This window comes from Gordonia sp. UCD-TK1, assembly GCF_001691435.1.
Taxonomy (GTDB): domain Bacteria; phylum Actinomycetota; class Actinomycetes; order Mycobacteriales; family Mycobacteriaceae; genus Gordonia; species Gordonia hongkongensis.
On record NZ_LZMP01000068.1, the window covers coordinates 16737 to 37480 of the forward strand.

18 protein-coding genes and 2 pseudogenes are annotated in these 20744 nt (G+C 68.3%); 15 read left to right on the forward strand and 5 right to left on the reverse strand.

The features are described from left to right. Positions 1-153: 153 nt before the first annotated feature. From A9310_RS22355 to A9310_RS22365, 3 genes are all read left to right on the forward strand, one after another. On the forward strand, positions 154-879 hold the full coding sequence (locus tag A9310_RS22355) for a GAF and ANTAR domain-containing protein (protein WP_137809529.1): 726 nt from the start codon (positions 154-156) through the stop codon (positions 877-879). 203 nt (positions 880-1082) lie between these two features. Next, complete coding sequence (locus tag A9310_RS22360) at positions 1083-1712, forward strand: CPBP family intramembrane glutamic endopeptidase (protein WP_249356148.1); 630 nt, start codon at positions 1083-1085, stop codon at positions 1710-1712. Between the two features lie 16 nt (positions 1713-1728). Further along, complete coding sequence (locus tag A9310_RS22365; protein WP_139104721.1) at positions 1729-2130, forward strand: SRPBCC family protein; 402 nt, start codon at positions 1729-1731, stop codon at positions 2128-2130. Between the two features lie 27 nt (positions 2131-2157). On the opposite strand, the gene A9310_RS22370 is transcribed toward A9310_RS22365, so the two are convergent. Beyond that, complete coding sequence (locus tag A9310_RS22370; protein WP_065632446.1) at positions 2158-3063, reverse strand: chlorophyllase; 906 nt, start codon at positions 3061-3063, stop codon at positions 2158-2160. Positions 3064-3161: 98 nt separating this feature from the next. Here A9310_RS22370 and A9310_RS22375 point away from each other — a divergent pair, with 98 nt between their 5' ends. Genes A9310_RS22375 through A9310_RS22385 form a run of 3 tightly spaced genes read left to right on the forward strand, consistent with a single transcriptional unit; the run spans position 3162 to position 5801 of the window. Further along, positions 3162-3755 carry a TetR/AcrR family transcriptional regulator gene (locus A9310_RS22375; RefSeq protein WP_223258918.1) on the forward strand — a complete coding sequence of 198 codons (594 nt, stop codon included), beginning with the start codon at positions 3162-3164 and terminating at the stop codon, positions 3753-3755. Positions 3756-3813: 58 nt separating this feature from the next. Then, positions 3814-4332 carry an alpha/beta fold hydrolase gene (locus A9310_RS22380; protein ID WP_065632448.1) on the forward strand — a complete coding sequence of 173 codons (519 nt, stop codon included), beginning with the start codon at positions 3814-3816 and terminating at the stop codon, positions 4330-4332. After that, positions 4329-5801: an MFS transporter gene (locus tag A9310_RS22385; protein WP_065632449.1), complete on the forward strand. Its 1473-nt coding sequence runs from the start codon at positions 4329-4331 to the stop codon at positions 5799-5801. Before A9310_RS22380 ends, A9310_RS22385 begins: the two co-directional genes overlap by 4 nt. Here the strand turns inward: A9310_RS22385 and A9310_RS22390 are convergent. Further along, positions 5798-6217 carry a MauE/DoxX family redox-associated membrane protein gene (locus tag A9310_RS22390; protein ID WP_058249658.1) on the reverse strand — a complete coding sequence of 140 codons (420 nt, stop codon included), beginning with the start codon at positions 6215-6217 and terminating at the stop codon, positions 5798-5800. The genes A9310_RS22385 and A9310_RS22390 overlap by 4 nt on opposite strands. A gap of 196 nt (positions 6218-6413) precedes the next feature. Here A9310_RS22390 and A9310_RS22395 point away from each other — a divergent pair, with 196 nt between their 5' ends. Further along, the gene (locus A9310_RS22395; RefSeq protein ID WP_065632450.1) at positions 6414-6596 is read left to right on the forward strand and encodes a hypothetical protein; all 183 of its coding nucleotides are present in this window, start codon (positions 6414-6416) and stop codon (positions 6594-6596) included. 148 nt (positions 6597-6744) lie between these two features. Continuing rightward, positions 6745-9087, forward strand: a complete 2343-nt coding sequence (gene lon / locus A9310_RS22400; RefSeq protein ID WP_065632451.1) for an endopeptidase La — start codon at positions 6745-6747, stop codon at positions 9085-9087. Between the two features lie 81 nt (positions 9088-9168). On the opposite strand, the gene A9310_RS22405 is transcribed toward lon, so the two are convergent. Further along, on the reverse strand, positions 9169-10965 hold the full coding sequence (locus tag A9310_RS22405) for an HNH endonuclease signature motif containing protein (RefSeq protein ID WP_065632452.1): 1797 nt from the start codon (positions 10963-10965) through the stop codon (positions 9169-9171). A gap of 101 nt (positions 10966-11066) precedes the next feature. Then, the gene (locus A9310_RS22410; RefSeq protein WP_065632585.1) at positions 11067-11885 is read right to left on the reverse strand and encodes a DUF1353 domain-containing protein; all 819 of its coding nucleotides are present in this window, start codon (positions 11883-11885) and stop codon (positions 11067-11069) included. A 470-nt stretch (positions 11886-12355) separates the two neighbouring features. On the opposite strand from A9310_RS22410, the gene dnaK reads away from it, so the two are divergent. The 7 genes and pseudogenes from dnaK to A9310_RS22445 all read left to right on the forward strand — a co-directional run bounded on the left by dnaK (position 12356) and on the right by A9310_RS22445 (position 19475). Next, the gene (dnaK, locus tag A9310_RS22415) at positions 12356-14200 is read left to right on the forward strand and encodes a molecular chaperone DnaK (RefSeq protein WP_065632453.1); all 1845 of its coding nucleotides are present in this window, start codon (positions 12356-12358) and stop codon (positions 14198-14200) included. Beyond that, positions 14197-14829 carry a nucleotide exchange factor GrpE gene (gene grpE / locus A9310_RS22420; protein ID WP_065632454.1) on the forward strand — a complete coding sequence of 211 codons (633 nt, stop codon included), beginning with the start codon at positions 14197-14199 and terminating at the stop codon, positions 14827-14829. The genes dnaK and grpE overlap by 4 nt, the downstream gene beginning before the upstream one ends. Before the next feature lie 237 nt (positions 14830-15066). Then, the gene (gene dnaJ / locus A9310_RS22425; protein WP_058249666.1) at positions 15067-16269 is read left to right on the forward strand and encodes a molecular chaperone DnaJ; all 1203 of its coding nucleotides are present in this window, start codon (positions 15067-15069) and stop codon (positions 16267-16269) included. 3 nt (positions 16270-16272) lie between these two features. After that, entirely contained in the window at positions 16273-16671 is a 399-nt protein-coding gene (locus A9310_RS22430) for a helix-turn-helix transcriptional regulator (RefSeq protein ID WP_058249934.1), read from the forward strand. 44 nt (positions 16672-16715) lie between these two features. Continuing rightward, the gene (locus tag A9310_RS22435; protein ID WP_065632455.1) at positions 16716-17183 is read left to right on the forward strand and encodes an SRPBCC family protein; all 468 of its coding nucleotides are present in this window, start codon (positions 16716-16718) and stop codon (positions 17181-17183) included. Between the two features lie 12 nt (positions 17184-17195). Then, positions 17196-18299 (forward strand): hypothetical protein, encoded by a 1104-nt coding sequence (locus A9310_RS22440; protein WP_065632456.1) that lies wholly within the window; start codon positions 17196-17198, stop codon positions 18297-18299. 99 nt (positions 18300-18398) lie between these two features. Next, positions 18399-19475: pseudogene (locus tag A9310_RS22445) on the forward strand (hypothetical protein). Positions 19476-19512: 37 nt separating this feature from the next. Here A9310_RS22445 and A9310_RS22450 read toward each other — a convergent pair. Then, positions 19513-20676: pseudogene (locus A9310_RS22450) on the reverse strand (FAD-binding oxidoreductase); the annotation flags it as partial. Between the last annotated feature and the right edge of the window lie 68 nt (positions 20677-20744).

The window sequence follows — 20744 nt, forward strand, 5'->3', positions numbered from 1 at the left end:
GGGATAAGGGCCTGATCGTCCCAAAGATTGAGCCGATCCAGGGCCATCCGAGAGTCGGTTCGGCACGAACAACCGGGTTGAACGTATGAGAGGTTTGTAGAATCACGGGGTTCGCCGGGCTGATCCGGCGCATCGAATCGAGGTTGAGTGCCGGTGGCAACAGACGTCCATTTCAAGATCGCCGAGCTGGCGCGGCAGATGCATGCCGTTCCCGAGTCCACGGAGGACACGTCGGCCGAGGTGCTGCCCTCGGTCACCGCCGGTGCCGTCGAGTACGTCCCCGGTGCGCAGTACGCCGGCGTTCTCGTGGTCGATCAGAAGAACAACTTCGACACGCTGGCGCCCACCGACCCGCTGATGAACCTGGCCGACCGAATCCAGAAGGAAACGGGTGAGGGTCCGTGCCTGCAGGCGGCCTGGGATCACCACACCGTGCTCGTGAACGACATCGCCCGCGACGAGCGATTCCCCGCCTTCTCCGCTCGCATCCTCGACGAGAGTCCGCTGCGGTCCAGCCTGTCGTTCAAGCTGTTCACCGACAAGGGGACCATCGGCGCGCTCAACATGTTCGCCGATACGCCCGACGCCTTCGGCGACGAGTCCCTGGAAGTCGGCCTGTTGTTCGCGACCCACGCCGCCCTGGCATTGCGTGCCGCGCGGCAGCAACAACACTTCCGCAGTGCGTTGGCCAGCCGGGACATCATCGGTCAGGCCAAGGGCATGATCATGTACCGCTTCCGCATCGATGCGGTCGCCGCCTTCGCTCTGCTCCGACGCCTGTCCCAGGACACCAACACGCCGCTGGCCAAGGTCGCCGAACAGCTCATCGAGAGGGAACTGGCCGAGCCCACCGACGGGAGCGCGGAGTCGCTCTCCTGACCGGGCAGATCGGCGTCGGGGGCTGCTAGATTCCCCGGGTGAACCTCGAGCAACTGGGGCCCGGAGCCCGTCGGCGTCTCGGCTATGCCTGATTCGCCGGAATCGTCGTCGTCTACCTGGCCATCATCCAGCTCGGGGGCCTGGCGATCGCGCGTCTCGCCGACGACAGCGAGCCGGTCGCCACCGCGGGCGTGGTCTTCGGGATGATCCTCCCGCTCGGGGCGGCGCTCGTGTTCACGATCCTCGTCATCGTCATCCTGGGATGGCAGAGGCCCGTGCTGCGCGACGACCGGCCCGTCCGGCGCTGGGTCTGGATCGTCCCGGCGGTTTTCGTGGTGGCCATCCTGGTCGGCATCGACTACAGCTCGCTGGCCCAGAAGGACCTCCTGTTCATCCTGACCCTGTTGATCGCGACGCAGTTCGTCGGCTGGGGCGAGGAGGCGATGTTCCGGGGCATCGGTGTCACCACATTGCGCGATCACGGGCTCAGCGAGGGCAAGGTCGCCTTCTGGTCCAGTGCCGTGTTCGGAGCGGTGCATCTGACGAACGCGATCACCCACGGCGTGAGCGCGATTCCGCAGGCCATCGCCGTCAGTTTCGCCGGATACTTCTTCTACCTGATCCGGCGGGTGTCGGGCGGCAACGTCCTCAACTCGGTCATCCACGGGCTCTTCGACTTCACGATCATCACCGGCACCGTCATCCTCGTCGACCAGACGGCGTATGTCGGTGCGTTCGCGCCGATCCTGGTCTACGTCGTGCTCGGCATCGTGCTGTTCCTGGCCCGCCATCACATCGAGCCGGTGGACACGGTCGGCAGGCGTCTGCGGTAGCGACTACGTTGGCCACATGCGCAGCCGGCACGTGAGTGTGGTCATCAACGCCGAACCCGCGAGGGTCTACGACTTCGCGGCCGAACCCGACAACCTGCCGCGGTGGGCCGCAGGGCTGGCGAAGTCGGAGGTGGTCCGGCGGGGTGACGAGTTGCTCGTGGAATCGCCGATGGGCACCGTCACCGTCCGCTTCGTCCCGCGCAACGCGCTCGGCGTCGTCGACCACGAGGTGGTGCTCCCCACCGGCGACACCGTGCTCAATCCGCTTCGGGTGCTGGCGCATCCAGAGGGCGCCGAAGTCGTGTTCACCATCCGGCAGCTGGCCATGTCCGACGACGAGTTCGACCGCGACACCGAGATGGTGGAAAAGGACCTCGCACAGCTGAAGTCGCTGCTGGAGACGGCCGGTTCGGCCTAGTGTCCGGCCGGGCCGACCCGGCCGGCGTCACTTTCGCTGCAGTGTGAAGTCCGCGGAGTCCGCGTGCCGCAACGCTTCCCACGCCGCCGAGCTGCTGCCGAGTGCGTCGAGCAGATAGGCGGCGACGGCGTCGGCGACCAGGCCGACCCGGTCCGCGTCCTCATCGGTCGTCTCGCGTACCGCCTCGCCGGCGATGCCGCCGAGAGTGTGTTCGCCGTCCGGAATCCACAGCAAGTCCGTCGCGCCGGGGGAGAGGTGGAAGGCGTCGGTCAGCCATTCCGGGCCACGCGTCGACAGGGCCGAGTCGTCCTTGCCGCCGGCGACGACGAGTGCCGGGGTGGACATCCTCGAGAAGTCCGGCCGCATGAACGGCAGGTGTTCGCGCGCATACTCGCTCAGGCTGTCGCCGGTCCCCGCCGTCGCGATCAGTGCGCCCGCTCGCACGGCGGGATGTGCGAGATCCGGGCCGACGTCTCCGTCCGGCCCGACCACACGCGCGCCGAGGAGCGTGCCGACGGTCTGGCCGCCCCACGAGTGGCCGGCCGCGGCGAGCAGGCCGATGTCGACGCGAGCGCGGAGGTCGCCACCGGCCGCGACGAGTATCTCGTCGAGGTGATCGATCACCGCGTGCGCGTCTTGCACTCGCGTACTCCAGATGGATGCGAACCGCGGGTCGTCGAACCCGATACCGTATCGCCGGGAATCGAGGTGCGTCGGCTGCACGACGACGAAACCCGAAGCGGCCCATCGATCGACAAGCGGTGCATAACCGTCCATCGACCAGGCGTTGCCGTGGGAGAACACGAGGACGGGGAGGTGCTCGCCGGTGACCGGGGCGGTGACCTTCACCGTCAGCGGGAACGGTCGGTCCGAGGTGGGGACGACGATGGGCTTGACGGCGACGATCTGACCGGCGAGCGATTCCGTGGACATGAGAGTTCCTTCGGGACGGGGAGCGGGACGCGATAACCTGGACGGAACGATGTTCCGCCAAACTAGCGGAACGGTGTTCCGCGAGCAAGGGGTGGACGGTGTCCGCAGGAAAAACAGCACGTCAGATGCAGGCCGAACGGAGCCGTACGGCACTTCTGGAGGCGGCGGCCGCGGCCTTCGTCGATGCGGGCGTGCAGGCCCCGGTGCGGGACATCGCCACGCGTGCCGGGGTGGGCGTCGGCACCGTGTACCGGCATTTCCCGACCCGGGCGGAACTGGTCACCGCGGTCTACCGGCACCAGGTCGACGAATGTGCGGCACTGGCGGAACAGCTTCTGGCCGAACAGGTCCCGCCGCGTGCCGCGCTGTGCCGGTGGACGTCGGCGTTCACCGACTTCCTCGTCACCAAACACGGCTTGAGTGACGCGCTCAGCTCGGACGACCCGAGTCTCGTCGATCTGCACGCGCTCATCTTCGACACCCTCGTGCCGGCGTTCGCCTCGCTACTCGAACCGGCGCAGGCCACGGGAGAGGTCAGCCGGGACATCTGCGCGCTGACCTTCCTACGGGCGATCGGCAACCTGTGCATCATCGGACCCGGGTACACCGACGCCGACGCCAGGGCGATGGTCGGTCTGTTGCTGATCGGCTCCGGTGCATCGTCGGCAGGAGAGGAGGGCGCGGGGCGATGAGATCCGTCATACGTCGCGGTCAGCCTTCGAGAACGGAACGCGACTTCGAGGAGACCCAATGACGCACCGTCGGCTGTTCTTCATCCACGGCGCGGGCGGGTACGCCGACGACGGCCCGCTCGCCGAGGCGCTGGCCGCGGCACTCGACGCGTCGCTGGACATGCCTCGTTTCTCTGACGACGACATGTCGATCGAGGCGTGGGCCCGTCCGATCCGGGAGCGTCTCGAGGGGCTGGACGCCGACGATCACGTCGTCGCGCACTCGTTCGGGGCGACGGTGCTGATGCATGTTTTCGCCGACGCCGATGTCGCCTCGAGAAGTGCTGTGCTTCTTGCGATGCCGAACTGGGGACCGGACGGTTGGGATGTTCCGCAGTACGTGTTCCCCGGTACCGGCTCTCTGCTCCCTTCGTTCCACCACTGCGTCGACGACGACGTGGTGCCCGTTGAGCACCTGGACCTGAACGCGGCGTTCCTTCCGTCGGTGCCGCTGCATCGTCATCCGGTGGGCGGTCACCAGTTCGACGGGCTCGCCGACGTCGTCGCCGCCGAGCTCATCACCGCCGAGAACCGATGAGCGAGAACAGCGCGGCCGACGCCGACGCCCGAGGAGTGCCGGCCGCGTCGGCGGCGGGGCGGTGGCTGATCGTCGCCGCGGTGCTCGGTTCGGGTGTCGCCTTCATCGACGGCACCGTCGTCAACGTCGCACTGCCGGCCATCGCGCGCGACCTCGATACCGGTCTACGCGGTCAGCAGTGGGTACTCGACGGGTATCTGCTCACGCTGAGCGCGTTGTTGTTGATCGGTGGGGTCGCCGGCGACCGGTATGGGCGTCGGCTCGTCTTCGCCGGAGGTCTCGCCGTGTTCGCGGTGGCCACGGTCGCGTGCGGGCTGGCGCCGACCGTCGAACTCCTCGTCGCCGCACGGATCGTGCAGGGGATCGCCGCGGCCGCGGTCGTGCCGGGCAGTCTGGCGTTGATCAACGCCGAGATCCGGCCATCCGATCGGGGCGCCGCGGTCGGTCTGTGGGCCGGGATGTCCGGCGCGACCACGGCTCTGGGCCCGTTCCTCGGTGGCTGGCTCGTCGACGCGGCGTCGTGGCGGTGGACATTCCTGCTCAGTGTGCCGCTCGCCCTGGGAGCGTTGTGGATCGCGATCCGGCATGTCCCCGAATCGCGAGGCGCGCCGTCGAACGCCCGGCTGGACGTGGCGGGTGCCCTGGCGATGACCGTCGGGCTCGCGGGCGTGATCTACGCACTCATCGAGGGGCCGTCGAACGGGTGGAACGGGGTGACGGTTGCGGCGGGGGTGGTCGGAGTCGTCGCGCTGGTGGGCTTCGTGGTGATCGAGTCGCGGGTGCCGGCGCCGCTGCTGCCGCTGGGGCTGTTCCGGTCGTCGCAGTTCACCGGCGCCAATCTGACGACGCTGCTGGTCTATGCGGCGCTGGGCGGTGCGCTGTTCCTGCTGGCCCTGCAGTTGCAGCAGAGCCTCGGTTACTCGGCGTTCGAGGCCGGCGCGGCGATGTTCCCGAGCACGTTCATCATGCTGTTCGGGTCGCCGGTGGTCGGCAAGCTGGCGCAGCGGACCGGGCCACGGCTGCCGATGACGGTCGGCCCGCTCATCGCGGCCGGTGGTTTCGCGCTGATGTCCCGCGTCGAGCCGGGCTCGGGCTACGTCGACTCCGTGCTGCCCGGGGTGCTGCTGTTCGGCCTCGGCATGACGGTGACGGTCGCGCCGCTCACCTCAGCGGCGCTCGCCGCCGTCGACGACGCGCTCGCCGGTACCGCGTCGGGCGTGAACAACGCGGTGGCGCGGCTCGCGGGGTTGCTTGCGGTGGCGGTGCTGCCCGCCGTGGCGGGGATCGATGCGGGCCCCGGCGATCCGCTTGGCGACGGCTTCCGGACGGCCATGTACATCTGCGCGGCGTGCTGCGCGGTCGGCGGGCTGGTGGCGGCGTGCACGATCCGCTCGAGCACTGATGTGCGGCCGCAGGTCCGTGCGGGTGTGGACACCGCCTGTCAGGATGCGGCTACCCGGGCAGGTTAGGCCCGGCGTTCGCCCGTGCCGGCCGCGATGGCCCAGAGCACCAGGACGGGCTGGAAGAACAGTCGCGTCAGGCGCTTCTCGTCGGTGTCGAGTCCGAAGGCGTCGATGTGCTCGACGTACTGGTTGATGTTGCCGGGGAAGATGACCACGAAGAACGCGGCCACGATCCACGACACCACCTTGCGGTGGCGGGGCAGCGCGATCAACGCGGCGCCCAGGGCGATCTCGACGCCGCCGGAGGCCAGCACCACGAAGTCCTTGCTGAACGGCACCCAGTCGGGGACCTGTGCCTGGAACTCCTCGCGCTGGGCGGTGAGGTGGCCGACGCCGGCAATCACCAGCACCGCTCCCAGGGCGATCCGGGCGATGGCCCGGCCCAGCGGCTGACGAGTGGTGGTCGGCGTGACGATCGACATGTGGGCTCCTCGGGTGGGTGTCGGTTCGGTTCTACCGCACTTCGTGGCGGGCGGGGTTTCGGACGGTCAGCGCCGGAGAGTTCGGGTCGGGATGAGTCTTGATGACTATTTGTGGCACAGAAGTACTTACTTGTGATTGAGTGTTGTGACTGCGACCACAACGGTGTGGTCGCTCGTTGTATGCAGAGGACCGCCCATGACCCCCGATGTCGCACCCGCACACCGACTCTCCGTGTCCTGGCTGCAGGCTGTGCCGAGTGCGCTGCGCGGGGCGGCCGGTGTCGTCGTGACCACCGCGGCGTTCTTCGTCGCGGTCGCGGTTCTGGTGATCGCCCAGATCGTCGTCCTCGCCACCCGCGCCGCGGTCGACCTCACCTGAGGTTCGCCCGGCTGACGCTCACGCCCACCGTCCCGACCGGACGGCTTCACCTGGGCGGCCGCACCCCGTTCACTCCTGGCATAAATCGCCCGGGAACAAGATTCCTGCCACCTGGGTTGAGTCGGTCAGACTTAACTCTGGAGGTTTCATGTCGCAGACATATTCACTGCCGGTTCTCTTCGTTCCCGACGTCGTCGTCCTGCCCGGCATGGTCGTGCCCATTCCGCTCGACGATGCCGCACAGGCCACGGTCGACGCCGCCCGGGCGAGCGAGACCGGGAAACTGCTGGTCGCCCCACGTCTGGACGACCGGTATCCGACCTACGGTGTCATCGCGTCGATCGTGCAGGTCGGCCGTATCCCGGGCGGCGGGATGGCAGCCGTCGTCAAGGGTGAGCAGCGCGCGCAGATCGGGACCGGGACACCCGGTCACGGTGCGGCGCTGTGGGTCGAGGTGACCGAGGTCGACGCCGTTGACGCCACCGACGAAGAACGTGAACTCGCCGGCGAGTACAAGAAGCTCGTGCTGGCGATGCTGCAGCGCCGCGAGGCATGGCAGCTCATCGACGCCGTCAACAAGATGTCCGATCCGGCGGATCTCGCCGACACCTCGGGCTATGCGTCGTGGCTGTCCGACGAACAGAAGCGTGAGCTGCTCGAGACGCCGGTGACCGCGGCGCGGTTGCGGCTGCTCATCGAGTGGACCGGCGATCATCTGGCCGAGTCCGAGGTGACCGAGAAGATCGCCGAGGACGTCCGCGCGGGCATGGACAAGCAGCAGAAGGAATTCCTGCTTCGCCAGCAGCTCGCCGCCATCCGCAAGGAGCTCGGCGAGGACGAACCCGAGGGCGCCGACGACTACCGCGGCCGCGTCGAGGAAGCCGACCTGCCCGAGAAGGTGCGCGAGGCCGCGCTCCGCGAGGTGGGCAAGCTCGAGCGTGCCAGCGACCAGTCGCCGGAGACCGGATGGATCCGCACCTGGCTCGACACCGTCCTCGACCTGCCGTGGAACACCCGGACCGAGGACTCGACCGACGTCAAGGGCGCGCGCGAGATCCTCGACGCCGACCACCACGGCCTCGACGACGTGAAGGACCGCATCGTCGAGTACCTCGCGGTGCGTGCTCGTCGCGCCGAACGCGGCCTGCAGGTCGTCGGCGGACGCGGGTCGGGCGCCGTGATGGTGCTCGCCGGTCCTCCCGGTGTCGGCAAGACGTCGCTCGGTGAGAGCGTCGCCCGGGCGCTGGGCCGCAAGTTCGTGCGCGTCGCCCTCGGCGGTGTGCGCGACGAGTCGGAGATCCGCGGCCACCGGCGTACCTACGTCGGCGCGCTGCCCGGCCGGATCGTACGGGCGATCGGTGAGGCGGGATCGATGAATCCCGTTGTGCTGCTGGACGAGATCGACAAGGTGGGCTCGGACTACCGGGGTGACCCGGCCGCCGCGCTGCTCGAGGTCCTCGACCCCGCGCAGAATCACACCTTCCGCGATCACTACCTCGATCTCGATCTCGACCTGTCCGATGTGCTGTTCCTCGCGACCGCCAACGTCATCGAGAACATCCCGTCGGCCCTGCTCGACCGTATGGAGCTGGTCACGCTCGACGGGTACACCGAGGACGACAAGGTCGCCATCGCCCGCGATTACCTGCTGCCCCGGCAGGCCGAGCGGGCGGCGCTGACACCCGACGAGGTGACCGTCACCGATGCGGCGCTGCGGGAGATCGCGGCCAACTACACCCGCGAACCCGGTGTGCGGCAGTTCGAACGGCTGCTGGCGAAGGCGCTTCGCAAGGCCGCGACCAACCTCGCGGTCGAATCGGGAGAAAGAGGAACCGCGACGGCGCCCGTGACCATCGACGAGCCCGATCTGCGCGACTACCTGGGGCGTCCGCGCTTCACGCCGGAATCGGCGGAGCGGACGGCGGTCCCCGGTGTCGCAACCGGTCTCGCGGTCACGGGCATGGGCGGCGACGTCCTGTTCATCGAGGTGAACGCCACCGAGGGTGAGCCGGGTCTGAAGTTGACCGGCCAGCTCGGCGACGTGATGAAGGAGTCGGCGCAGATCGCACTGTCGTACGTGCGGGCGCACGCCGAGCAGCTCGGCGTCGACCCGAAAGCGCTCGACAAGGCCATCCACGTGCACGTTCCGGCCGGGGCCGTGCCGAAGGACGGTCCGAGCGCCGGCGTCACCATGGTCACCGCGCTGGTGTCGATGGCGACGGGACGTCAGGTGCGCAGCGATGTCGGGATGACCGGCGAGGTCACGCTCAACGGGCGGGTCCTGCCGATCGGTGGGGTCAAGCAGAAACTGCTTGCCGCACAACGCAACGGGCTGAAGACCATCTTCATCCCGCAGCGCAACGAGCCCGACCTCGACGACGTGCCGGCCGAGGTGCTCGACGCCCTCGACGTGCGGCCGATGACCGACGTCGCCGAGATCGTCGCGCAGGCGCTGGAAGTCGCCGTCGACGCGCAGGTGACCGCGGCGTGATCCCGCGCGCTGTAGCCTAGGCCCAGCCCAACACCCCGGTGGTACGTGGACGATCACGTTCCGCCGGGGTGTTGGCGTCTGTCAGAAGGGTGGCGGGCCGTCAGGCGTGTCGGGTTGATGGCTGGCTGCGTCGGTCCGGGCGCGGCGGTTCGCTTCGCGTTGTTTCTTGTTGCGGGCACGTTCTTCTCGCCGCTTCGCGTGTTTGGCGGCGGTGCGTTCGGTGATCGTGCGCGGTTGTCGGCCTTGTTGTTGTCTGCCTTGCCGTTCGGGCACGATGATCCGCGGTGTCGGTGGGGCTTTCGCGGCTTGTTCGAACCGGATGCGACGCAGGTTGGGGAAGAGGTCTTCGAGGGTTTCGGCCTCGCCGGGGATCACAAAGCCCTCGGGCGTGACGTATTCGGTGACCAGGCGGCCCTCGTCGTCGCGGTACTGCACATCGGTCCAGTCACCGTGGGTCTTGTGCAAATGACCGGGACGGCATTTGGCGTTGAGGTTCTCACTCGAGGTCGCACCCCCGCGGGCGGGTCGGGCGTGGTCGTACTCGGCGACGTGATCGACATCGGCGGTGAATGCCGAACGCGTGCAACCCGGCTCGGTGCAGTAGCCGTCGCGCACCCGCACGAACTCCGCACACGCACTCGTCGGACGATACGGGTCACCAGGCAGGGCAGCCGGGTAGACCACCACCATCTCCGACGACACCGGCTCCGCCGACGATGAGGTCGAAGTCGGGGGTGTCGACGCGTCACCCGCGCCGCCGGCATCGGCGTTGGTGTCGGTGTCGGCGTCATCTGTAGCCTGCTGTGGCGCGGCGATGTTCGCCTTCCGCGTGGGCTCGTCGTCGTATCCGCCCTCGCCGGCGACGACCTGCGTGGGTGGTGTGCGGATGGGGGTGACCGGCCTGATCGTCGCGTCGGGCCGGGCGGCAAGGTCGCGCACATGCTCGTCGGAGATGACTCCGTGCCCGTCGACCCAGCCGGGTTCGGACCCGCCGGCCAGGGTGTCGGCGTCGGTCACCACGTGAATCACGATCTCGGTACTCGCCGCCGAACCTCCAGGATCGACAGGTGTTGCGGTGCAGTTGGACTGACCGCACGCACAGGTGAACGCTGTTCGGGTGAGCAACGCGCACATGGCGTCGGACTTGCGTTCCCCGAGGGTGCGGCCATCCCGGTCGCACACTGATGCGGCCAACTCACGTACCGAGGCGTCGCAAGCCCGGATGTTCTCGGCAGCCATGACCGCGGTGATCTCACCGGTCCCGTCACCGTGGTTCTCGGTCCACACCCCGCGTTTGTCGAGCGCTTCGCGGCGCCGTTCCCGGACCGCGTCGGCGTCGTGGCCGAAGACCAGGCGGTCGATCATGTCGCGCAAACCCGACGTCGACCACGACCCGGACCGGGAGCGCAGCAGGTCGGCGATCGACTCGTCGAGCACCTCGATGATCCGGCGGCTGGCGGGGTCGTCGGGGTCGAGAAGGTGATCATCGGACACCAAGTGCGTGCGTCCGATGATCTCGCGGATCTGCTGCGGCCCGATGACACCGTCGCGCAACGTCTCCAACACCCGCGGCAACCGATCACGAAGACACAACGCCTCGTCGACCAGCATCCCCGCCCGGTAGCGGGTGATCCCGGCCTCGCGCGAGACCCGGGCGACGATGTCACCGAAACCGTCGGAGACGTAACTGTTGCCGACAGTGGTCAACAGCCGGTCGCAGAGCACCAGGATCGTCTGGTAGCGGCACCACGCCAGATACGATTCGCCCGCGCGGATCGACCCCAAGCGCTGCATATGGGTGGCGGTGTCGGCATCGGCCGGGCTGGCAGGATCGACCCCGGCGAGGAACTCGCCCGGCAGATCCGTCCATACCCCCACAGTGACTCCCCCCGAAGTCGTTGCCACCCGGCCTGGTTGACCGGTTCAACTGATACGTCCAAGGTAGACCCGACCACCGACAAGAATGCTCGGCCGAGCCGCTACGTGAGCCCGACGGTGCGAGCGATCCTCTCCGACAACAGATACAGCGCATAGGCGAAGTAGGCCACGATCGCGGCGGGCAGGACCCACAAGGCGGCCACGGCCGCAACGAGACTCGCCGCCCACTGGCGCCCCCACAGCGGCGCGGCGACGAAGATCATCAGCAGGGAGAGCAGGAGCGAGACCGCCGGCGATGATGTCGGCCACGACCAATCGAACAGCAGCGCCCCGCTCGAACCGACCGCCGCGCAGATGCCGACGAGGCTCAGCACCAGCCACCCGACCACACTGAGACGTCGCCATCCGCCGGCGACCCATCGCGTGCGAAGTGCCACGGCCGACCACATGATCCACCGCTTGAGCCAGGGGACGCCGGACGCCCGCATCATCTCGCGGAAGAACCGGTCGGACAGGGTGTCACTCCCGAGCGCGCCGGAGTTGACGGTGCCCGTGATGAGCTCGTCGTGGATGAGCGCCGCGAGTGAGTGTCTGCCGTAGGGGTTCTCAAACCAGCGCAGGAACCGGGGGATCGAGGCGAGGTCGGTGGGGTTGTCGTCGCCGGGCACAAACGTGCGGGCCGCGTCGACGGCGCCCCGCGCATGGGCTTCCGTCTGTCCTCGCTCGACCAGTTGTGTTACGAGGTACTCCTCGACCGCGGGATCGGAGAACCGAAAGGCGTTGCGCACGAGAAACTGTCGCTCGTCGATCTGCGCGATCTCGACCTCGCCACGCCCGGTCGGGTCGTCGACCTCGAAGCCAGACGCCGGCGCGACGCGCCACGGCACCCATCGCGGATCGCTCGGTGTGGTCTTGGTCATCGCCACCTCCGCGTCGAGGGGATGTATCGACCGTAGCCCCCACGCGACCGGGACCGATGGGTAACGGAGGCGCAGCGTGTTGGGGTGGTGGCGTACTGACCACCGTGGAAGTTGCGGGGCCGGGGCCCCGGCGATGGCGAGGTCGAAGAAGCCACGCATCCGTATGACGTTGTGCCCGGAAACCGGGCGCAACGTCATACGCGTTTGAGGCCCCGGCCGACATTGAGCGAACTCCGCTCAACTTTTTTGGCCGACCGGGGAACAATCCGTCGACCACCCCCGTTACACACTTCGAGAAACCTGAGCGACGAAGACTCAAGTCGGTTTGACTCGGATCTACTTTTTCAGTAGGACATGAGTCGGACGCACTGAAGTCCGGTCCCGCAGAGTTTCGCCACGACATCCCCGCGGTCGCGAGACCCCGGGACAAGGACTCGGGTGCACACCCGCAAACTAGGAGGAAGCCAAACATGTCTCGTGCTGTTGGAATCGACCTCGGTACCACCAACTCGGTGGTGGCCGTGCTCGAAGGCGGCGAAGCCGCTGTCATCGCCAACGCCGAAGGCGCGCGGACCACACCGTCCGTGGTCGCGTTCGCGCGCAACGGCGAGGTGCTGGTCGGTCAGCCCGCCAAGAACCAGGCGGTCACCAACGTCGACCGCACCATCCGCTCCGTCAAGCGCCACATGGGCGAGGGCGACTGGACCGTCGAGATCGACGACAAGAAGTACACCCCGCAGGAGATCAGCGCGCGCACGCTCATGAAGCTCAAGCGCGACGCCGAGTCGTACCTGGGTGAGGACGTGACCGACGCGGTCATCACCGTCCCGGCGTACTTCAACGACGCGCAGCGTCAGGCCACCAAGGAAGCCGGCCAGATCGCCGGCCTCAACGTGCTCCGCATCGTCAACGAGCCGACCGCGGCCGCCCTGGCCTACGGGCTCGACAAGGGTGAGAAGGAACAGACCATCCTGGTCTTCGACCTCGGTGGCGGTACCTTCGACGTCTCGCTGCTCGAGATCGGCGACGGCGTGGTCGAGGTCCGTGCGACCTCCGGTGACAACCACCTCGGTGGTGACGACTGGGATCAGCGCGTCGTCGACTGGCTCGTCGAGAAGTTCAAGAGCCAGAACGGCATCGATCTGACCAAGGACAAGATGGCCCTGCAGCGTCTCCGTGAGGCCGCCGAGAAGGCGAAGATCGAACTCTCGAGTTCGCAGAGCACCTCTATCAACCTGCCCTACATCACCGTCGACGCCGACAAGAACCCGCTGTTCCTCGACGAGCAGCTCTCGCGCAGCGAGTTCCAGAAGATCACCTCTGATCTGCTGGAGCGCACCCGCGCACCGTTTCAGGCCGTCATCAAGGATGCGGGCATCTCCGTCGGCGACATCGACCATGTCGTGCTCGTCGGTGGTTCGACCCGTATGCCGGCTGTCACCGACCTGGTGAAGGAACTGACCGGTGGCCGCGAGCCCAACAAGGGCGTCAACCCGGACGAGGTCGTCGCCGTCGGCGCCGCACTGCAGGCCGGTGTGCTCCGCGGTGAGGTCAAGGACGTGCTGCTGCTCGACGTCACCCCGCTCTCCCTCGGTATCGAGACCAAGGGCGGCGTGATGCACAAGCTGATCGAGCGCAACACCACGATCCCGACCAAGCGGTCGGAGACCTACACGACCGCCGAGGACAATCAGCCGTCGGTGCAGATCCAGGTCTATCAGGGTGAGCGCGAGATCGCCTCGCACAACAAGCTGCTCGGCAGCTTCGAGCTCGGCGGCATCGCCCCGGCGCCGCAGGGTGTCCCGCAGATCGAGGTGACCTTCGACATCGACGCCAACGGCATCGTGCACGTCACCGCGAAGGACAAGGGCACCGGCAAGGAGAACTCGATCCGCATCCAGGACGGTTCGGGCCTGAGCAAGGACGAGATCGACCGCATGATCAAGGACGCGGAGGCTCACGCCGACGAGGACCGCAAGCGCCGCGAGGAGGCCGAGACCCGCAACCAGGCGGAGTCGCTGGTCCACCAGACCGAGAAGTTCCTCAAGGAGAACGAGGACAAGGTCCCGGCGGAGCTGAAGGAGAAGGTCGAGGCGGCCGTCGCCGGGGCGCAGGAAGCGCTCAAGGGCAACGACACCGCGGCGATCAAGTCCGCGATCGAGAAGCTGTCGGAGGAGTCGCAGGCCCTCGGCCAGGCGATCTACGCCAACGCCGCTGCGGAGTCCCCCAACGGTGAGTCCGCCGCGGCCGACACCGATCCCGACGTCGTCGACGCCGAGGTCGTCGACGATGCCGACTCGAAGGAGAACAAGTGACCGCAGGAGCCCATTCGTCGAATGGGTCCGGCGAGGAGCCGGTGACGGTGACCGACCGTCGTCGTATCGACCCGGAGACGGGTGAGGTGCGCGACGAGCCGGCCGCCGGCCCCGGCCCGGCCGATGCCGGACCGGTCGTCGACGAGCAGACCAGTGACGAGCAGCAGGCGGACGGGGCAGCCGACGAGCCGGATGCCCGCGTCGCCGAGCTGACGGCCGACCTGCAGCGCGAACGCGCCCAGTTCGCCAACTTCCGGCGGCGTGCCGCCGAGGAGAAGCAGGGTTCGGTCGCCTACGGCAAGCAGATGCTGATCGACAAGCTGCTGCCGATCATCGACGACCTCGACCGTGCACGCGAGCACGGCGACCTCGACAGCGGTCCGCTGCGTGCGGTCGCCGACAAGCTGACCGGAGTGCTGGCCGCCGAAGGTCTCGTGGCCTTCGGTGCGGCGGGTGACGAGTTCGATCCCGAACTCCACGAAGCCGTGCAGCACGACGGCACCGGCGCGAACCCGGTGATCGGATCGGTGTACCGATGCGGCTACCGCCTGGGCGAGAAGGTGATCCGCACCGCGATGGTGACGGTCACCGATCCCGCTCCCGCGGGCGACGCGCCCGGTGCACAATAGAACGACCGTCGCTCGATCCTGAGTGGGCGAACTCACCACTGATCCCTGAGGTGCGAGGAGCGCAAGCGACGAGCCACGAAGGGCGACGAACCCTTCGTGGCTCGCTTCGCTCGCACCTCAGGGAGCAGGTGGTCGGCTCGCACCTCAGGGAGCAGGTGGTCGGCTCGCACCCCAGGGAGAGGGTGGCCCCAACTGAAACATCAATCCAGACAACAGAACTCAAGGAGGTGACGTCTGGTGGCACCACAACGTGAGTGGTTAGAACACGACTTCTACAAGGACCTGGGCGTTGCTTCTGACGCTTCGGCTGAAGAGATCAAGAAGGCCTACCGCAAGCTCGCGCGCGAGCTGCATCCGGATGCGAATCCAGGTGACAGCGCGGCCGAAGAGCGCTTCAAGCGGGTGTCCGAAGCCCACAGCGTCCTCGGCGATGCCGAGAAGCGCAAGGAATACGACGAGACACGCGCCATGTTCGCCGGCGGACGATTCCGCGGCGGCGGCAACGGCTTCCCGGGCGGCTTCCCCGGCGGGGGAACCACTTACACCACCGGCGGCGGTGGCGACTTCGACCTCGGCGATCTGTTCGGCGGGGCGCAGACCGGCGGCGGCGGTGGCGGTTTCGGCGACATCTTCGACGGCCTGTTCAACCGCGGCGGCGGAACGCAACGTACTTCGACGGCGAGCCGGCCGCGTCGTGGCAAGGACCTCGAGACCGAGACGACGCTCTCGTTCTCCGACGCCGCGCTCGGCACGACCGTCCCCCTGCGGGTGACCAGTCCGTCGCCCTGCACCACCTGCCACGGCTCGGGCGCCAAGCCCGGGACCAGTCCGCGGGTGTGCGCGAACTGCAACGGTTCCGGGTTCGTGAGCCGCAACCAGGGCGCGTTCGGATTCAGCGAGCCCTGCCAGGACTGCCAGGGCACCGGGTCGCGGATCGACGACCCGTGCACCGATTGCGACGGCAGCGGCGTGAAGGTCCGGGCGCGCACCATCAACGTCCGGATCCCCGCCGGCGTCGAGGACGGTCAACGCATCCGGCTCGCCGGGCAGGGCGAGGCCGGTCGTCGTGGCGCCCCGTCGGGTGACCTCTACGTCGTCGTGCACGTGACCCCGCACAAGCAGTTCACCCGCAGCGGCAACGACCTTCGGGTGCAGCTGCCGGTGCGGATCTCCGAACTCGTTCTCGGAGCGACGGTCTCGGTTCCGACCCTGGAGGGTTCGGTCGGGGTGAAGATCCCGCCGAACACCACCGACGGCCGCACGCTGCGCGTGCGCGGTCGTGGAGTGCCCAAGCGCTCCGGCGGGGCGGGCGACCTGCTCGTCACCGTGAAGGTCGCGGTCCCGAACAAGCTCGACGAGGCCGCGGTCGAGGCGATGCGCGCCTACGACCAGGCCGAGCGGGCAAGCGGTTTCGACCCGCGGGCGGACTGGGGGCGATGAGTCATGGCCGGTGCGAGCAACTTCGACGGCGACGGCGCGACCTTCCTGATCTCGGTGGCCGCCGAACTCGCCGGCATGCACGCCCAGACCCTGCGGACCTATGACCGACTGGGCCTGGTCACCCCGCAACGGACGAGTGGCGGTGGTCGCCGCTACTCGTCCCGCGACGTCGAACTCCTGCGCGAGATCCAGCGTCTCTCGCAGGAGGAAGGCGTCAACCTCGCGGGCATCAAACGCATCATCGACCTGAGCAATCAGGTCGAGGCGCTCCAGCACCGCGTGCGCGAGCTGACCGACGAGGTGCAAGCGTCGCGGACCCGCCGCGGCGGCGAACTCGTCCCGGTGCCGCGCACCAACGCCCTGGTCGTCTGGCAGCCGCGACGCAAACGCACCACCGACTGACGTGGTTTCGACGCGAGCCCACGGACGTGCGTAACGTTGAGCCTATGGCTTCTGAACCCGTCACCACCGTCGACTCCGGCCCGCACAAGGTCTCGCGCCGGGTCGTCGTGAACGCCCCGGTCGCCGATGTGTTCGCGCTCGTGTCGAATCCGCATCGGCATCCGGAGCTCGACGGTTCCGGCACGGTCCGCGACACCCCCGTGGACGGGCCCGAGACGCTGACCCGTGGGGCGCGTTTCAGCGTCGGGATGAAGCAGTACGGCGTGCCGTACAAGATCACCTCGACCGTCACCGACTTCGAACCCGGTCGGGTCGTCGAATGGCAGCACCCGATGGGGCACCGCTGGCGGTGGGAACTCGAGTCGACGTCACCGACCACGACCGCGGTCACCGAGACCTTCGACTACTCGACGCTCCGGGTACCGAAGATCATGGAACTCATCGGCTACGACAAGAAGAACGGCAAGGGGATCGAGGGCACCCTGCGGGCCCTCGCGGCCCGGTTCGCCTGAGCCGGACCGCCGATGGACTCCGCCACCGGTACGTCGACCGAGTCCGACGCCTCGGATGAACCCGTCGTCGTCCTCGGTGTCGTCGCCGCGCCGGGCCAGGCGATCGGCCTGGCGCGCAAACTCGTCGACGACAACCTCTCCGACCATGTCCAGACGAACTTCCCGGGCGCACGCTGGCAGGTCGAACTCGTCGAGGCCGGACTCGTGCAACCGCCCGCGGGTGATGCCGAGATCGTGGATGCAACGAGAGATCTACTGCTCGAACGCGAGTGGGATCTGGTGGTCTGTCTGACCGACCTGCCGCTGCACGTCGGCAAACGCCCGGTGGTGGCGCACGCCAACGCGGTCCACGGAGTGGCGGTGCTCTCGGTGCCCGCCCTCGGCGCGACCGGGGTGCGGCAGCGGACGCGCGGGATCATCACCGGGCTGGTCGGCCAGCTCCTCGGTGCCGACGCCGACGACCTCCGCGAACACCAGAAGTCGCCGACGCGATCGGCGCTGCGCCACCGTGTCCGTCAACTCGGGACCGACGTCGAGGACGAGGGCACCGCGTTCACCGCCCGCGTGCTGACGGGCAATCTGCGTCTGCTCACGGGCATGGTGCGGGCCAATCGGCCGTGGCGGCTCGCACTCGGGCTCACCCGCGCCCTCACCGGGGCGATCGCGGCCGGGGTCTTCGCACTCGTCACCGCCGACATCTGGCTTCTCGCAGACACTTTCGGTGGGATTCGCCTGACCGGGGTGGCGCTCGGCTCGATCATCGCAATCACCGCGACGCTGATCATCGGCGCCGACCTGTGGGAACGTGGCACCTCCCGTCAGACGCGCGAACAGGTGGCGCTGTTCAACATCGTCACCGTGATCACGGTGGTCCTCGGCGTCGGCGCCTTCTACGCGGCGCTGTTCGTATTGTCCGCCCTCGGCGCACTGTGCCTGGTGGTGCCGCAGGTCTTCGGTGCGACGCTCGGCCACCCGGCCGGTTTCACCGACTATCTGGAGGTCGCCTGGCTGACGTGCTCCCTCGCGACCGTCGGCGGTGCCCTGGGCGCCGGCCTGGAAACCGACGAAGCGGTGCGCGACGCCGCCTACACGCAGCATCCCGCGGAGCCCATCTGAGTCGGTGTACCTGCACAGCCGGGTGTACGAGGACCGCAGGCGAGCCGCTAGGCTTGCGGGTCAGAACGCCACAGCAAGGTCGGCGACGGGAGGTGAACCATGTCCGAGGTACCGGCAAACGGTCCGATGCCAGGGTTCGTGGTCCTGGGTATCTCCGTCGTCGACGACCAGATCAGCTCGGTGGTCCGCGACGCCGACGGCCATGTCCTGGCGAGCAATCTCGTCGACCTCCCGGACGCGTCGGCGGCCGGTGCCGAGGCCGCGATCCTCGAACTCGTCGATTCCGTCCCTGTGGAGGTCGACCGCATCGGCATCTCGGCGTCCCGCGCAGACGTCCGCGACCACCTGGCACGGGCCTTCGCGCCGGGCGCCGGCACCGGGCCGTCGTGGACGGAGAAGGTCGTCGTCACCGGCTATGCCGCCGCACTCGCCGAGATCGCATGCACGCATGCGACGCGCGGTGGGGTGGTGGCCGTCGTCGACCTGGATCGCGATGCCGCGCCGGCCGCCGGCACGACCCTCGCCACCGTCGACACGTCTTCCGGCGCCGTCCTCGGCACGACCGACTTCGCGCCGGGCGAGGTTGCCTCGGTCACCGACCCCGACGCGGCGACCCGGCTCGCGACGGCGGTCACCCGCCTGCCGCGCGGGCGTGACATCACGTCGGTCATCGTGGTCGGCCCCGGCGCGCAACTCCCCGGCATCGCGCCGGCCTTCGAGTACGCGGCGCAACGCCCCGTCACCGTCGCGGACAACCCGGCGCTGGCCTCGGCCCTCGGTGCGGCCGACGCCGCGGTGGTAGCCGCGGCAGCACCCCCCGTCGCCCGGCGGACGTCGACGGGACGTCGCTGGTGGTTCGTCGGCGCCGCCATCGGCGCGGCCGTGTTCCTGGCCGCCGTCGGGATGACGCTGATCGTCACAGCCGAGTCGACGGTCGCCGAACCCGCGCCCGTCACCGTGACCGAGACACCGGCAGCGGTCACCTCGACCTAGGAGGCGACGGTCACCGAGACCGAGACTGAGACCTCCGTCCGCACGACGACGGTCACCAGCACCCCGCGTCCGGTCACTCGAACGGAGACGGTGACCGAGTCGGCTCCCGAGACGTACACCGTGACCGAGACCGAAACGGTCACGGCTCCGGCCGGCGGCGAGCCGAGCCTCGAAGTCCCCTGAGCCGCAACCGGTTCGGGGAAGTCAACTCTTGTGCGGCTCAGAACACCGGGTCGTGCTGGATGCGGCTGGCCCGGACGCCCGCGATGATCAGCGTGCGTCGGGTGTTCTCGATCATCTGCGGTGATCCCGCGATGAGCACCTGACGGTCCTGCCAGTCACCGGACCGGGCCACGACGTCGGCGAGGGTGCCGATCTCGTGGTCGATGCCGAGCTCGGCGGGTGTCGCCACCGCGTTGATCCACCACGGATCGCTCTCCTCCTGGGACACGGCGGTGACCCGCAGCCAGGGATTGGTCGACGCGATGCGGCGCAGGACGGTCAGGTCGTAGAGCTCGCCCGGGTAGCGCATGCCGTAGAAGATGTGCGTCTCCGGCGAATCCGCGCGCATGGACATCTCGATCAACAACGCCCGCAGCGGTGCGAGCCCGGTCCCGCCCGCCACCATGAGGACCTTGCTGTCGCGGTCGACGTGAAGCGTCCCGTGCCCCTGGGCGAGGGTCCACACATCGCCGATGCTGGTCTCGCTCACGATCGCGGTGCTGACCGTTCCACGGGGGATCGCACGCACGTGGAACTCCAGTTCACCGGCCGGGTTGGGCGGGATGGCGGGGGACAGATTGCGCCACTGCTTGGGCCATTGCGGGGTGTGCACCTCGAGGTACTGGCCCGTGTTGAACGTGAGCGGCGAGTGGGCGAGGAGTCGGACGACCGCGAGGTCCCGGGTGATCCGGTACTTCTCGACGACCTCGGCGGTCCAGCGCGCAGGATGGGTCGCGCTCTCGGCCGCGCCCCGCATGACCCCGGTGACCAGCATCATCGCCTGCGAGACGGTCTGTTCGGTCTCGGCGTCCCAGTAACCGGCCATGAGGCTGCCGAACTCGCCCATCAGGGCGGCGTACATCACGTGGTAATGCTCGGGCTCGACCCCGAACTTGCGATGGTCGCGTCCGAGCTGCGCGAGGAACTCCACGAGTTCGGCGTGACCCGACTCGGCCGGGATCGCTTCCAGCACATGGTCGATGACCCGATGGAAGGCCACTCGCTGGGCCGCCATCGACACCCCGAACAGGTCACGCAGGTCGGGATCGATCGCAAACATCCGGGTGTAGACGTTGGTGACGAATCGGTCGGGCTGTCGATTGACAGCCGTCCGCAGCTGGTGCAGCGCGTGGCGCGTATGTGTCGCCATCTCGAAAAGATCACACCTCCGTCGCGGCTCGTCTCCCCACCCGGTTCAAGAGACCCACACTAGTCCTTCAACACGTCACA

Coding starts and splice junctions, on each gene's coding strand:
- A9310_RS22360 (WP_249356148.1), top strand. CDS start 1,083: ATGATCCTCCCGCTCGGGGCGGCGCTCGTGTTCACGATCCTCGTCATC.
- A9310_RS22365 (WP_139104721.1), top strand. CDS start 1,729: ATGCGCAGCCGGCACGTGAGTGTGGTCATCAACGCCGAACCCGCGAGG.
- A9310_RS22370 (WP_065632446.1), bottom strand. CDS start 3,063: ATGTCCACGGAATCGCTCGCCGGTCAGATCGTCGCCGTCAAGCCCATC.
- A9310_RS22380 (WP_065632448.1), top strand. CDS start 3,814: ATGACGCACCGTCGGCTGTTCTTCATCCACGGCGCGGGCGGGTACGCC.
- A9310_RS22385 (WP_065632449.1), top strand. CDS start 4,329: ATGAGCGAGAACAGCGCGGCCGACGCCGACGCCCGAGGAGTGCCGGCC.
- A9310_RS22390 (WP_058249658.1), bottom strand. CDS start 6,217: ATGTCGATCGTCACGCCGACCACCACTCGTCAGCCGCTGGGCCGGGCC.
- A9310_RS22395 (WP_065632450.1), top strand. CDS start 6,414: ATGACCCCCGATGTCGCACCCGCACACCGACTCTCCGTGTCCTGGCTG.
- lon (WP_065632451.1), top strand. CDS start 6,745: ATGTCGCAGACATATTCACTGCCGGTTCTCTTCGTTCCCGACGTCGTC.
- A9310_RS22410 (WP_065632585.1), bottom strand. CDS start 11,885: ATGACCAAGACCACACCGAGCGATCCGCGATGGGTGCCGTGGCGCGTC.
- dnaK (WP_065632453.1), top strand. CDS start 12,356: ATGTCTCGTGCTGTTGGAATCGACCTCGGTACCACCAACTCGGTGGTG.
- A9310_RS22430 (WP_058249934.1), top strand. CDS start 16,273: ATGGCCGGTGCGAGCAACTTCGACGGCGACGGCGCGACCTTCCTGATC.
- A9310_RS22435 (WP_065632455.1), top strand. CDS start 16,716: ATGGCTTCTGAACCCGTCACCACCGTCGACTCCGGCCCGCACAAGGTC.
- A9310_RS22440 (WP_065632456.1), top strand. CDS start 17,196: ATGGACTCCGCCACCGGTACGTCGACCGAGTCCGACGCCTCGGATGAA.